Origin of the sequence: Marisediminitalea lipolytica, from assembly GCF_001758465.1 — a bacterium.
In the GTDB taxonomy this organism is placed as follows: domain Bacteria; phylum Pseudomonadota; class Gammaproteobacteria; order Enterobacterales; family Alteromonadaceae; genus Alteromonas; species Alteromonas lipolytica.
In genome coordinates, this window is the sequence record NZ_MJIC01000006.1 from 52,697 (window position 1) to 66,460 (window position 13,764).

Here is a 13,764-nt window from a genome sequence, read left to right on the forward strand (position 1 = left end):
GCATCTTCTAGGATCGCTGCGTTTTTTTAGTTTCCGGATGTCATTAGCTTTTATGTCGAAGCCCTCGCCAATCAGTGCGTTACTGAGTCAATTACCCCAGTGCCTTATAAAGGACCGTTTTCCCTTGCGTCGTCAGTTACAGCGACTGGCCAAGGCCGATTTGTCAGAACCGACCAATCAGCAGCAACTGGAACGAGTAATTGAACGAATTAATGGCTCGGTGGAGCGCTGTGCGGCGCGCGCGGCATCGATTCCGCAAATTGATTACCCACCGTTACCGGTTAGTGACCGCAAGGATGATATCAAGCAAGCGATTGCTGATAATCAGGTGGTGATTATTGCCGGTGAAACGGGCTCAGGCAAAACCACCCAAATTCCTAAAATCTGCCTGGAGTTGGGGCGCGGCGTTGCCGGTACCATTGCTCATACCCAGCCACGGCGACTTGCCGCTCGTAGCGTGGCCAACCGGATTGCCGATGAGCTGAATACGACATTGGGTGATTTAGTCGGCTTTAAAATCCGTTTTTCCGATCAGGTCAGTGACAACAGTGTGGTTAAACTGATGACCGACGGGATGTTGCTGGCCGAAATGCAGCAGGATCGGTTTTTAAACGAATATGACACTATCATTATTGATGAAGCCCACGAACGCAGCCTGAACATCGACTTTCTGATTGGCTACCTCAAGCAACTGCTGGTAAAGCGCCCGGAGCTCAAGGTTATTATTACCTCGGCGACCATCGATCCGGAACGCTTCTCCCGTTATTTTAACGATGCCCCCATTATTGAAGTCAGCGGCCGTACTTTCCCGGTGGAAATTCGCTACCATGATCCAGAAGATGCGGAAGACGATGCCGACCAGGTTGAGCGCATCATCAAAGCGGTAGACGAGCTGATGCGCGAGCCCCCCGGGGATATTCTGGTATTCTTAAGCGGTGAACGGGAAATTCGTGATACCCAGGATGCCCTGAGTCGCCGACAGTATCGCCATACCGAAATTATACCCCTTTACGCGCGGTTATCAGCCTCGGAGCAACAACGCATTTTCCAGTCACACAGCGGGCGGCGTATTGTCCTCTCGACCAACGTGGCTGAAACGTCCTTAACCGTGCCGGGGATTAAATATGTTATCGATCCGGGAACCGCCCGAATTTCCCGCTACAGTGCACGCAGCAAGGTCCAGCGTTTGCCTATAGAGCCTGTGTCCCAGGCGTCGGCTAATCAGCGGGCAGGGCGCTGTGGCCGGGTTTCCGAGGGCATTTGTATTCGCCTGTATTCAGAGCAGGATTACGAAAATCGCCCGGCCTTTACCGATCCGGAAATTCTGCGCACCAACCTGGCCTCGGTTATTTTGCAAATGGCCAGTCTGGGCTTAGGCGATATTAACCAGTTTGATTTTGTGCAACCCCCGGATAGTCGCCAAATCAACGATGGATTCCGACTGCTGGAAGAAATAGAAGCGATTACCCGCCATAAAGGCCGTATTGCACTAACCAGAATGGGCCGCCAGATTTCGCGGCTGCCGGTGGATCCGCGCTATGCCAGAATGGTCGTCGCCGCCGGTGAATTTAACGCGCTGATGGAAGTGATGGTTATTGCCGCCGGTTTATCGATTCAGGATCCCCGCGAACGACCACAGGATAAACGGGCTCAGGCCGATGAAGCTCACAGCGAATTTGCCGACAAAGACTCCGATTTTATTGCCCTGTGGAATTTGTGGGTGGCGTTCAGGGAACAACAGAAAAACCTGTCTAACAGCCAGTTACGCAAATGGTGTCATGGTCATTTTATTAATTATCTGCGCATGCGTGAATGGCAGGATATTGTCAGCCAGTTGCGTAAATCTGTGGCCGAAATTGACCTGCGCATTACTAGTCAGGCAGCAGATTATCAGGCTATCCATCAGGCGTTGTGCAGCGGTTTGCTGTCCCACGTGGGGATGAAAGACAAGGACCGCGAGTACCTGGGAGCGCGTAATACTAAATTTATGATTTTCCCCGGTTCAGGATTAGCCAAGGCCAATCCTAAATGGATAGTGGCAGCCGAACTGGTGGAAACCTCTAAGCTGTTTGGCCGCATGGTGGCTAAAATTGAGCCGCAGTGGCTGGAGAGCCTCGGTGAGCACCTGGTTAAACGCAATTATTCTGAGCCACACTGGTCGAAGAAACGTGGTGCTGTAACCGCCAGTGAGCGCGTTAGTTTATTTGGCCTCCCTATTGTTGCCCAGCGCTATGTTACCTACAGCCAGATTGATCCGGCCACCTGTCATCAGATATTTATTCGGGAAGCGCTGGTTAACGGCGAAACCCGCCTGCGCTATGACTTTTTACAAGATAATCAGGCGTTGCTGGAACTGGCGGATGATTGGGAGCAGAAAACCCGTCGCCGTGATCTGGTGGTGGATGAGCAGGTACTGGTTGATTTCTACGCAGAAAAACTCCCGCTCGAGGTAAATAACGACGCAGCATTTAAAAAATGGCTGAAACGCCAGCCGGATACGTCATTTTTACGGCTGACTGAGCAGGATGTATTCCGCGAGCAACCCGGCACATCGGCGGCCAATGCGTTTCCTGATGTATGGCAGCAAGGCAATATCAAACTGCCATTGAGTTATCACTTTGAGCCGAATGCCGAGGACGATGGCGTTACGGTAAATATCCCGCTACCGCTGTTAAATCAGGTGGTGGCAGATGGTTTTGACTGGCAGGTGCCAGGCTTGCGCGAAGAGCGGGTAGTGCAGTTGATTAAAAGCCTGCCCAAGCGCCTGCGCCGTAACTTTGTGCCGGCCCCTAACTACGCCCAGGCCGCGTTGGCCGACATGCGTATGCAGGAAGAAAAGTCAGGTAAACCCATTAAATTACTGGATGCCCTGGCAACTAAATTACTGCGCATGACCGGCGTGAGAGTAGAAGCAGAAGACTGGCAGCTGGATCAGATTGATAAGCACCTTAACATGCATTTTGCTGTGGTGGATGCCGAGCAAAACGTGCTGGGGCGTGGCGATGACTTGGACAGTCTTAAAGACCGTTTGCAGGGCCGGGTTAAAGAAACCTTTGAACAGGCTGCAACGCCCGAACTGGAGCGTAAAAACCTGACGGAATGGGACTTTGACAGTCTGCCTGCCAGTTTTACCCAAAAGCATGGCGGTTTTGAAGTGCAGGCGTTTCCGGCGCTGGTTAATCATAATGGTCGCGTGGATATTGAACTTGTGGCTGAACAGGAGAAAGCTGAAACCTTGCATCAACAGGGGCTTAATCGACTGTTAATGCTGAGTATGCCGTCACCGGTCAGCTATCTGGAACAAAAGTTACCCAACAAGGCTAAGCTGGGGCTGTATTTTAACCCCTTCGGGCAGATTAAGGCGCTGATTGATGATTGTATTTTAGCTGGCATTGATGCGCTGAGTCGCGATTATCAACGTCAGCATGAACTGACAATTCGTGATAAAGCCAGTTTTAATCAGTGTCTGGACCATGTGCGGGCTAATATCAACGAGTCGGTGCTGGCTATTGCGCAGCAGGTGGAGACCGGTCTGACGCTGGCTCACCAGTGCCAGAAAAAAATGAAAGGCAAGGTATCGCTGGATATGGTGTCGGGCCTTAACCATATAAAACAGCATCTCGGCACACTGGTGTACCCGGGTTTTGTTGCGGAGGTTGGTCAGGCCCGGCTGGCAGACTGGAATCGATACATTAAAGCGCTGGCTCGCCGGTTAGAAAAATTACCGGTGGATCCTAACCGTGATCGCCTGCAGCAAATCACCCTGGATAAGGTGGAGCAGGCCTATGCGGCCGTATTGAATAAGTACAATGCAGATAAGGTGCCTGCTGAGCTGCTGGAAGTGCGCTGGATGATTGAAGAGTTGCGCGTATCGCTGTTTGCTCAGCAGTTAGGCACGGCTTATCCGATTTCTGCCAAACGGGTATTAAGTGTTATCGAAACACATTAATTTAAGCCAAATCAGGCGTTAACGTTAATAAATAAAATTATTTTAAAATTTAGCGCTGACCGCGCCGGAAATTACATTGACAACTCAGGGATGTCACCCTATAACCTTGTAGGTAGTAGGGTAGTTTTTACCCTTTTGTTTGCAGTTGAGGTGAGAGGAGAAGTAGTTAAATGTTGGGATACGACGACAAACGCAATTTTTTCAGGATGATGGTTAACTCTCCATGTCAGTTACAAATAATTGACGATGAATCCAGTCGCACGCTGCAGGCGGTGTGTAAGGATATCAGCGCAACCGGCATGTCGCTGGAAGTCGATGAGCCGTCAATTGAAATCGGTACCGAGGTGAGTGTCAGCATCGACTCCACCAGTTCACAAATTCCTTCTCTGTCAGCTGTGGCCAAAGTGGTCCGTTGTGTACCAGAGTCTGACAGCAGCTGCATCGTTGGCGTTGAAATTTCTGAAATGAAATAACCTGTGTTTACGCAAAGCTTGCGCTACCTTTTTGTAGGCAGCGCATAGCGCGCGCCAGGGTTACAGCACCCGGCAGACCAGTCCTTTCAGGTAGTAACCTTCCGGATAGTTAAGACCAACGGGGTGGTCCGGGGCTTGCGATAAGTGCTCCAGGATTTGTACCCGTTTGCCAGCATCCAGTGCAGCGTCTGCCACAATCTTCTGAAACAACGATTGCTCCATTAATCCCGAACAGCTGAAGGTCAGCAAAATTCCACCTGGTTTTACAGCGTGAATGCCATACATATTGATATCTTTATAACCACGACAAGCACGCTTTAATGAGGCTTTGCTATCTACAAATTTAGGCGGATCCAAAATCACCATATCAAACTGCTGTTGGTCACGATGGTAGTTGCGCAGTACCTCAAATACATCGCCCTTTACCTGGGTACATTGTTCTGGCTGATAGCCATTAAGTGCAATATGGCGGCTTGCCATATCCAGCGCCGGTTGCGAAACATCCACATTGGTCACGTGAGCGGCACCGCCATTTAGTGCATAACAGGCAAAAGTACCGGTATAACTAAAACAGTTCAGTACGTGGGCGTCCTTTGCGTAGCGGCTGGCAGCCAGCCGGTTTTCCCGCTGATCCAGATAAAAACCGGTTTTATGACCAATATGCGGATCAACCAGTATTTTTACGCCGTGCTCAATAATTTCTACTTCCTTGGGGATATCGCCATGCAAGGTTTGGATAAGCGGTTCCAGGCCTTCTTTGGTTCGTACGTCCACATCGCTGCGTTCAAAAACAGCTACATCGGGTAACAGCTTTTGTAACGCCCAGACTATTTTGTCGCGGTGTTTGTCGGCGCCAGCACTCAGTAATTGCAGCACAGCAAGATTATCGTACAGGTCGATAGTAACGCCCGGCAGGCCATCGGATTCGGCAGCCACCAGCCGGCAAGCATTGGTTTCTGCCTGTTGCATCAGGCGTTGACGTAATAGCCAGGCTTGTTCGATGCGGCGCAGGAAAAAGGCGTTATCAACCACTTCCTGTTGATCGAAGGTCCAGATACGCACCCGGATTTGTGACGCAGGGGAATAGGCGCCACGGCCTAACCACTGACCATCAGATGCCACCACATCTACGGTATCACCAACCCGGCAACGGCCTTTTACGTTGGCAATAGCGCCATCGAAAACCCAGGGGTGGTGACGTTTTAGCGACTTCTCGCGACCTTCTTGTAATATTACTGTGGCAGGCATATGCTGACTTTCATCTTGTTTAAACCGGCGCGCAGTATACTGTTTATTGTTCCTGCCTGCACGGTTCTCTTGGGAGGAATTCCGCTATTACTACGCCGTCATTTACGATAACCAGTTCACTGGCCGATATGGATTTTCAAACTATTTATGACTTTATTCGTACCAGCTATTGGGCGCAAAACATCCCGGATACGACATTAATCAAGGCGTTACAAAACTCCGTGTGTTTTGCTGCGCTCACAGCAGCGGGTGAAACCGTTGGTTTTGCCAGGGTTATAACTGACAAAGCCACCTTTGGTTATCTGGCCGATGTATTCGTGCTGGAGGCATTCCGAGGGCAGGGTATAAGCCGGTTACTGATGGATGCGGTGGTTGCCCATCCTGAATTACAAGGGCTCAGACGATTTATGCTGGCTACCTGGGATGCCCATGGCTTATATAAAAAATATGGTTTTACCCCGGTGGAGGATGCCAGCCCGTTAATGCAAATCTGGCACCCGGATATTTATAAAAAATGAGTGTTTCAATGCAATTTATTCAACATACCGAAGGCGATATGGACGGCGGTTTGTCGCTGCAGTCATGCGATACGCCAGTTCCTGCATCATCTCAGGTTTTAGTTAAGGTAAGCGCTTTTGCAGTAAATCGGGCTGATTTACTGCAACGGGCTGGTCATTACCCGCCGCCCAAAGGGGAAAGCCCGATTCTGGGTCTTGAAGTGTGCGGTGTGATTGAATCAGTTGGCAGCGAAGTCAGTGGCTGGCAAACAGGGCAGCGCGTGTGCGCGATTGTGTCTGGCGGCGGTTATGCCGAGTATGTGGCCATTGAAGCCAGTCATCTGATAGCGGTACCCGATATGCTTTCTGATGCAGAAGCGGCCGGGCTAAGTGAGGTGTTTCTTACTGCTTATCAGGCGCTTCGCTGGGTTGGGGAATTACAAAACGGTCAGAAAGCGCTTATTCACGCAGGTGCCAGTGGCGTAGGCCTGGCGGCCTTACAACTGTGTAAACTATGGGACATCGCCACGGCAACAACCGCTTCTTCAGAGGCCAAACTGGCTGCTTGTCAGCAAGCAGGTGCCAGCATTCTGGTGAACTACAAACAGGCTGATTTTGTCCCTGCGGTAAAAGAGCAATGGCCTGGTGGGGTCAATATGGTACTGGATATGGTGGGCGGTGATTATCTTAACCGCAACCTCAAGGTACTGGCGATGGATGGTTCGGTGGTTTATCTGGCTATGATGGCCGGACGCTTTGCCGACAAGCTGGATATGGCTCTGATGCTGGGCAAACGCGCCAGTGTGAAAGGTACTACGTTGCGTAATCGTGACGTGGATTATAAAGCCCGTCTGGTTGCGGCGTTCAGCAAGGAATGCCTGCCTGCCTTTACCCGCGGTGAATTAAAAGTACCCCTTGATACGGTCTATTGTGTTAGCGACGTTGAACAGGCGCATCAGCAGGTACTAAGTAACAACACCCAGGGCAAGGTGGTTATTGCCTGGTAAGGTCTGCCAGCGTTTTTTTGAGTAATTTTTTCGTCAGGAGACATCATGAGTGAACAATATGTGCCACCCAAAGTGTGGGTAAATGACACTGCCGGTGGTAACAAATGGGCAAATATTAATAGTCCGGTATCCGGCGCACGCTTTGAGCGTGAACTGCCGGTAGGCGAGCACCCTTTGCAGTTATATTCGTTGGGTACGCCTAATGGCCAAAAGGTCACCATTATGCTGGAAGAGCTGCTGGCCGCTGGTATTAGCGAAGCAGAATATGATGCCTTTTTAATTAATATCGGCGATTCTGATCAGTTTTCTTCGGGTTTTGTTGAGGTAAATCCCAATTCAAAAATTCCGGCACTGGTAGACCGAACGGGCGAGCAGCCGGTTAACGTATTTGAATCCGCCTCTATTCTGGTATATCTGGCCGAGAAATTCGGCCTGTTTTTACCCGCCGAAGGCGTGGCCAGAACCAAAACCTTTAACTGGTTGTTCTGGGCTCAGGGTTCAGCGCCGTTTTTAGGTGGTGGCTTTGGCCACTTTTATGCCTACGCTGATGAAAAACAAGAATACCCGATTAATCGTTTTGCCATGGAAGCCAAACGCCAACTGGATGTGCTGGATAAACACCTGGCACAAAATACTTACGTAGCCGGGGATGAGTACACCATTGCGGATATGGCTATCTGGCCATGGTATGGCTGTATGGCACTTGGCAAGATGTATAATGCCGCAGAGTTTTTGCAGGTGCATACGTACACTAACGTGGTCCGCTGGGCACAGATGCTGGAAGCTCGTGAGGCGGTGCAACGGGGGCGGATTGTAAACCGTACCTTCGGTGAAGAGTGGGAGCAGCTGCGTGAACGTCATCAAGCCGCTGACATCGATAAAGTGCTGGCGCAAAGACCAGCCTGATATGACTAACCGAAGCGCCCCAATTATGGGGCGCTTTTCATTTAGGGCTGGTAGCCGGTATCTTCTTTTGTGGGGGCCTCGGCTGCACTGCGGGCTAAGTCGTCGCAGCGTTCGTTTTCGGGGTGGCCGCTGTGACCTTTAACCCAGTGCCAGTTAACCTCATGGGGCTTAATGGCTTCGTCCAGCGCCTGCCATAAGTCGGCATTCTTTACGGGCTTTTTATCCTTGGTGCGCCAACCGTTACGCCGCCAGTTGTGGATCCACTGGTTAATGCCATTTTTTACATACTGACTATCTGTGGTGAGTTCCACCTGGCAGGGTTTAGTAAGTAAGTTGAGGGCCTCGATGGTTGCGAGTAATTCCATGCGGTTGTTGGTAGTGAGAGTAAATCCCTCGCTGATTTCCTTACGGTGCTTACCGTAAATCAAAATTGCCCCATAGCCGCCAGGGCCAGGATTGCCTAAACAAGAGCCGTCAGTATAGATATGCACAGGTTGTTGGGCCACGAATTCTCCTTTTTTTAACCTCAAGCGTGGTCACTTGGCAGTGGCTTGGTATACTACCGCAATCAGCAACAAGATAAGAGTGGTTTATGCGCCAAATCGTACTGGATACAGAAACAACAGGTATTGACCCTAAAGAAGGCCACCGAATAATTGAGATTGGTTGTGTTGAGGTTATCAACCGCCGTCTGACCGGCAATCATTTCCATGTTTATATTAACCCCAAGCGGGAAATTGAACAGGAAGCCATTGAGGTGCACGGTATCACTAATGAGTTTCTCGCCGACAAACCGGTGTTTGCCGACGTGGCTGATGAATTTATAGAGTTTATTCGTGGCGGACAGCTGGTGATCCACAACGCGCCGTTTGACGTGGGCTTTATGGATCATGAATTTGCCATGCACGGGCCAACGGCCAATGTAAAAACCAAAGAAATTTGCGGCGTGCTGGATACCCTGGTGCTGGCCCGTGACATGCACCCGGGTCAGAAAAACAACCTCGATGCTTTATGTAAACGCTATGGTATAGATAACAGTCACCGGGAGTTACACGGCGCATTGCTGGATGCTGAGATCCTGGCTGATGTGTATCTGATGATGACGGGCGGGCAGACTGACCTTAACCTCAGCGGTAACAGCCAGGCCAACACCGGCGGTGCGGAAGTGATCCGTCGCATCCCGCGTAACGGAAATAAATTAAAGGTTATTCAAGCTACTGCCGATGAATTAACACAACATGAAGCGCGTCTGGACCTGGTGCAAAATCCAATCTGGCGCCAGTAATCCGGCGATTTTTGCCAACACAGGGCGAATTGGGTGAGTAAAGCAATACTGACAATCTTAGGACTGATACTGGCCTTTTCGGTAACCGCTCAGGAGCCAGTGGACACGCCGGCGGAAAATACGGCTGCACAAAGCGAGAAAGCCTCGCCAATTGAATTGATTGGCAGTGAATACGAAAACGGGATTAAGTTATTACAGAATCGTTTTCGGATTGATCACAATGTGGAAGAAGTCACTATGGTGTTCTTCCGCGAGTTTGGTTCTGCGCCGGTGGTACTGGTTCGCCCCGACGGCTCCAAAATATTTCAGAGTCAGGTAGATGGAAAAGACATCTTCTGGTTCGATTCTGATACCTACGACATGATCAGCATTAAAAATCCGGTGCCCGGACCGTGGCAGGCCGTTGGTCAGATCCTGCAGGGCAGTAGAGTAATGGTGTTGTCGGATATCGCTTTACATGCGGATCCTCTGCCGCCAATTTTATTTTCCGGTGAAATCCTTAAGCAAACTGCGTATCTCACCAATGGTGACAAGCCCATCGACTACAGTCAGTTTCGGGATGTGGTTGAGCTGACCATCGACTTAGTCAGTACCAATAACCCCAACTACGACAACTTTGGTGCTGATGATCACCAAATCGCTACCTTTGAAGACAATGGCCGGGGTATGGACGAGGCGCCGCTGGACGGTGTGTTTACCGGCCAGTTTAACCTGAACGTGCCAGCAGGCGAGTGGCAACCTATATTCCGTGTTACCACACCCATGTTTACCCGTGAACAGGTCGATCCGCCACTGCGCCTTTATCCTAATCCGGTAAAAATTAATGTTGAGCTGGATGGCGGTGGTAATGATTACCATAAACTGCTGATAGATGTTGACCGGGATTTAGTCGATATCAATACCTTACTGGTTGACGGCAAAGTGCGATACCCCAATGCCGATGTGCGTAATTTCTCGCTGACAGAGCTGGGTAGTGATACCCGCGAATATCTGATCATTGCCTATGACTACGGTATTTTCAGGGTGAAAATGACGGCTTACGGTAAAACGGTGAACGGACGGGACTTCATTCTGGATGTGCCCGAATATACGTTTTTAGTTGCTGAACCAGAATTGCCAGAACCCGAGGTCGCAGAATCCGCTGAACAAAATACAGTAGATGAAGTGATCCCGGAAACACCCGTTGCGCCGCCAGAGCCAGAAGGCATGGATGACGATACGTTGATGATGTGGCTAATCATTGTTAATGGCAGCATTATTGGCGTTGGCTTATTAAGCGTAGTGATTATTATTTTACTCAAACGCCGAAAATCAAAAGGCGCAGCAGCAAAGCCAGCCAAAACTAAAGCAGCTAAAGCACCAGAAAAAGCAAAAGGGACTGATGCCGCAGACGGCGGTGCAGCCAAAGCGGGTTTTCTTGGCAGTCTTTTAGGTAAGTTTAAAAAGCCTAAAGAATAACCTGTGGGCCGTGAATTTGCTGGCTTTTCAAACACTATGGCGAATTAACAGGCAAACGATTCAAAGAATGACATTTTCGTGAAAAAAAGCGTTGACTCACCCAAGGGGAATACGTATCATCTGCGCCGCAGTGAGGGACAGGGTAAAGCACTTACCAAGTATCTCGCTGAAATGATTGAAAATGTGGAGCGGTAGTTCAGTTGGTTAGAATACCGGCCTGTCACGCCGGGGGTCGCGGGTTCGAGTCCCGTCCGCTCCGCCACTTTCAATTGTGACTAAAGGCTTTATGGAGCGGTAGTTCAGTTGGTTAGAATACCGGCCTGTCACGCCGGGGGTCGCGGGTTCGAGTCCCGTCCGCTCCGCCATTAGCCTTATTCAAAAGCGTAAACCACACGCAGATATACCGTTGGAGCGGTAGTTCAGTTGGTTAGAATACCGGCCTGTCACGCCGGGGGTCGCGGGTTCGAGTCCCGTCCGCTCCGCCATTTCCTTGTAAGTCAGTTATTTAAAGCTCAATCCTACGGGTTTATCCACGTCTTTACCTATACCTTATTTATCCTATCGAGTACACTTGCAGACAAAACACAATGCGTTTTTGTGTCGCAAATTTTTGAGAGGACAGCATGGCAGAACAGGCCGTTTTAGTTTGCCGGGACGTCACCAAAACCTATCACGATGGTAACGATGAAGTATCGGTACTTAAAGAGGTTTCCTTTACCCTGGCCCGTGGCGAGAAAGTCGCGATTTTAGGCAGTTCCGGTTCCGGAAAAAGTACGTTATTGCATATTTTGGGCGGATTGGATAACGCCTCCGGTGGTGAGGTAGTTATTAATGGCCGCGCGCTGGCGGGGCTAAACAGTAATGAACTGGCGGCCTTACGCAATAACGAACTTGGTTTCATTTATCAGTTTCACCATTTGCTGGCGGAGTTTTCTGCGCTGGAAAATGTTGCCATGCCATTGTTGATTGCCGGGATAGCAAAAGCGGAGGCAGAACAGCGCGCAGCTGCGCTACTTGAGAAAGTTGGCTTAGGGCATCGGCTGAGTCACCAACCTGCGGCTTTGTCAGGCGGTGAGCGTCAACGGGTTGCTATTGCCAGAGCGCTGGTGAATCAGCCTTCCATTGTGCTGGCCGATGAACCCACAGGTAACCTGGACAAAAAAACTGGCGATCAGATCTATCAATTATTGTGTGAGCTGAGTGAACAAATGGGGACCAGCTTTATTGTGGTTACTCACGACATCGCGCTGGCTAATGCGATGGATCGGGTGCTTGAGCTTACCGATGGGGTATTGCAAGCGCAGCGGGGTCAGCAGTGAATTTAAGTTTGCAACTGGCCAGAAGATTCCGGCGCGGCAAAAGTAACAACCGCTACACGTCTTTCGTATCACTGAGTTCCACACTGGGCATAGGCCTTGGCTGCTTTGTGTTAATCATTCTGCTGAGCGTAATGAATGGTTTTGAACGGGAATTACGTGACAGATTGCTGGCAATAATTCCCCATGGCGAGTTATTTTCGGTCGATCAGCAGGGGATTGTTAACTGGCGTGTGTTTCGTCAGGTACTGGGTGAAGACCCTCGCATCAGGGAAGTAGAGCCCTACACTAAAATTACCGGCATGATTCAGCAGGGCAGCGAGCTAAAGGCGGTCGAGCTTACGGGAATTCAGGTTAACGCAGAAAAACCAGCGCGTTGGCAAAACGAAGTCAGCGACCAGGACTGGCGCCAGCTAAGGGCAGATCAGAATCAGGTACTGTTAGGGCAGGGAATTTTAAAAAAACTGGGCCTCAAGCCTGGTGATAAAGTGAGTGTGGTGATCCCCGCTATTACCGACGACCTGACTTTTGCGGCACCTAAAGTACTCTATCTTACCGTTGCTGGCAGTGTTCATGTGGGCGGTGAACTGGATAATCTGATTGGCATAATGCACCTGGCAACAGCTTCAGAGCAGGCGGGTATTCGTTCTGGCGCACAGGGTTTGCGCTTTCAGTTTGTTGACCCATTTGCCGCTTATTCGATGATTAGAGAAATCGGCAACGGCTTTCCACAAGCCGTGTATATGTCTGATTGGACCCGTACTCAGGGGCACTTATACGATGATATCCGCCTCGTCAGGGTGGTGGTTTATATTGCGCTATCGCTGGTGATAGCCGTTGCCTGTTTTAACATTGTGTCGTCACTGGTAATGACCGTAAAAGAAAAACAGTCTTCTATCGCTATCCTTAAAACCATGGGAGCCACCGATAGTCAGATTCGCAAAGCCTTTGTTTATCAGGGCTTACTCAATGGACTTACCGGGGTATTCTGGGGCACATTGATGGCAGTTTTAATTGCGCCTAACTTATCAACGATTATCGGCAAACTGGAAAACCTGCTGGGCATTAAAGTTCTTTCCGGTGATATTTATTTTATCGATTTTCTGCCTTCTCAATTACAGCCTAGGGATGTCGTGCTAACGGTTATTGTGGCAATTGCGTTATCAGTATTGGCTACGCTTTATCCTGCCCACAAAGCTGCTGCTATTCAGCCTGCCAGGGCATTACACTGATTGGATTGCAAGCTCCCGGACAACGTCTTCGACGATTCCGGGGGAAATGTCAATTGTGTGTTTAGAGTCGTCAGGCTTCTATGGAGATCCCGGATAACGTCTATGACGTTTCCGGGGGAAACTATTGAGCTTTGATTAGATGAGTCAGACTGTTTGGGAGATCCCGGATATCGTCTTCGACGATTCCGGGGGAAACGCCAAGGGTTTGGGTGGAGTCGTCGGACTTTTATGGAGATCCCGGATAACGTCTATGACGTTTCCGGGGAAACTATTGAGCTTTGATTAGATGAGTCAGACTGTTTGGGAGATCCCGGATATCGTCTTCGACGATTCCGGGGGAAACGCCAAGGGTTTGGGTGGAGTCGTCGGACTTTTATGGAGATCCCGGATAAC

11 protein-coding genes and 3 tRNA genes are annotated in these 13,764 nt (G+C 50.0%); 12 read left to right on the plus strand and 2 right to left on the minus strand.

Annotated elements, in window-relative coordinates; all coding sequences use genetic code 11:
• Nucleotides 1-52: 52 nt before the first annotated feature.
• Both hrpA and BFC17_RS03170 read left to right on the plus strand, forming a co-directional pair.
• Nucleotides 53-3,949 (plus strand): ATP-dependent RNA helicase HrpA, encoded by a 3,897-nt coding sequence (gene hrpA, locus BFC17_RS03165; RefSeq protein ID WP_070175123.1) that lies wholly within the window; start codon nucleotides 53-55, stop codon nucleotides 3,947-3,949.
• A gap of 170 nt (nucleotides 3,950-4,119) precedes the next feature.
• Entirely contained in the window at nucleotides 4,120-4,422 is a 303-nt protein-coding gene (locus BFC17_RS03170) for a PilZ domain-containing protein (protein WP_070175019.1), read from the plus strand.
• A gap of 60 nt (nucleotides 4,423-4,482) precedes the next feature.
• Here BFC17_RS03170 and BFC17_RS03175 read toward each other — a convergent pair whose 3' ends face one another.
• Nucleotides 4,483-5,670, minus strand: coding sequence for a class I SAM-dependent rRNA methyltransferase (locus tag BFC17_RS03175; RefSeq protein ID WP_070175020.1), 1,188 nt, complete (start codon nucleotides 5,668-5,670; stop codon nucleotides 4,483-4,485).
• Between the two features lie 128 nt (nucleotides 5,671-5,798).
• Here BFC17_RS03175 and BFC17_RS03180 point away from each other — a divergent pair, with 128 nt between their 5' ends.
• The 3 genes from BFC17_RS03180 to yghU are packed head-to-tail and all read left to right on the plus strand — an operon-like array spanning nucleotide 5,799 to nucleotide 8,080.
• Nucleotides 5,799-6,188 (plus strand): GNAT family N-acetyltransferase, encoded by a 390-nt coding sequence (locus BFC17_RS03180; protein WP_070175021.1) that lies wholly within the window; start codon nucleotides 5,799-5,801, stop codon nucleotides 6,186-6,188.
• A gap of 8 nt (nucleotides 6,189-6,196) precedes the next feature.
• Nucleotides 6,197-7,174, plus strand: coding sequence for an NAD(P)H-quinone oxidoreductase (locus BFC17_RS03185; protein ID WP_229681073.1), 978 nt, complete (start codon nucleotides 6,197-6,199; stop codon nucleotides 7,172-7,174).
• A gap of 45 nt (nucleotides 7,175-7,219) precedes the next feature.
• Entirely contained in the window at nucleotides 7,220-8,080 is an 861-nt protein-coding gene (gene yghU / locus BFC17_RS03190; protein ID WP_070175023.1) for a glutathione-dependent disulfide-bond oxidoreductase, read from the plus strand.
• A 41-nt stretch (nucleotides 8,081-8,121) separates the two neighbouring features.
• Here the strand turns inward: yghU and rnhA are convergent, their stop codons facing one another.
• Nucleotides 8,122-8,586: a ribonuclease HI gene (gene rnhA / locus BFC17_RS03195; protein ID WP_070175024.1), complete on the minus strand. Its 465-nt coding sequence runs from the start codon at nucleotides 8,584-8,586 to the stop codon at nucleotides 8,122-8,124.
• A gap of 86 nt (nucleotides 8,587-8,672) precedes the next feature.
• Between rnhA and dnaQ the strand changes: the two genes are divergently transcribed.
• From dnaQ to BFC17_RS03230, 7 genes are all read left to right on the plus strand, one after another.
• Nucleotides 8,673-9,365 (plus strand): DNA polymerase III subunit epsilon, encoded by a 693-nt coding sequence (gene dnaQ, locus BFC17_RS03200; protein ID WP_070175025.1) that lies wholly within the window; start codon nucleotides 8,673-8,675, stop codon nucleotides 9,363-9,365.
• A 33-nt stretch (nucleotides 9,366-9,398) separates the two neighbouring features.
• Complete coding sequence (locus BFC17_RS03205; protein ID WP_070175026.1) at nucleotides 9,399-10,823, plus strand: TIGR03503 family protein; 1,425 nt, start codon at nucleotides 9,399-9,401, stop codon at nucleotides 10,821-10,823.
• Nucleotides 10,824-11,008: 185 nt separating this feature from the next.
• Nucleotides 11,009-11,085 (plus strand) — tRNA-Asp (locus tag BFC17_RS03210).
• A 26-nt stretch (nucleotides 11,086-11,111) separates the two neighbouring features.
• A tRNA-Asp gene (locus BFC17_RS03215) sits at nucleotides 11,112-11,188 on the plus strand.
• 43 nt (nucleotides 11,189-11,231) lie between these two features.
• Nucleotides 11,232-11,308: transfer RNA gene (locus BFC17_RS03220), tRNA-Asp, on the plus strand.
• A 138-nt stretch (nucleotides 11,309-11,446) separates the two neighbouring features.
• Nucleotides 11,447-12,142, plus strand: a complete 696-nt coding sequence (gene lolD, locus BFC17_RS03225) for a lipoprotein-releasing ABC transporter ATP-binding protein LolD (RefSeq protein ID WP_070175027.1) — start codon at nucleotides 11,447-11,449, stop codon at nucleotides 12,140-12,142.
• Nucleotides 12,139-13,371: a lipoprotein-releasing ABC transporter permease subunit gene (locus tag BFC17_RS03230; RefSeq protein WP_070175028.1), complete on the plus strand. Its 1,233-nt coding sequence runs from the start codon at nucleotides 12,139-12,141 to the stop codon at nucleotides 13,369-13,371. The genes lolD and BFC17_RS03230 overlap by 4 nt, the downstream gene beginning before the upstream one ends.
• Nucleotides 13,372-13,764: the final 393 nt, after the last annotated feature.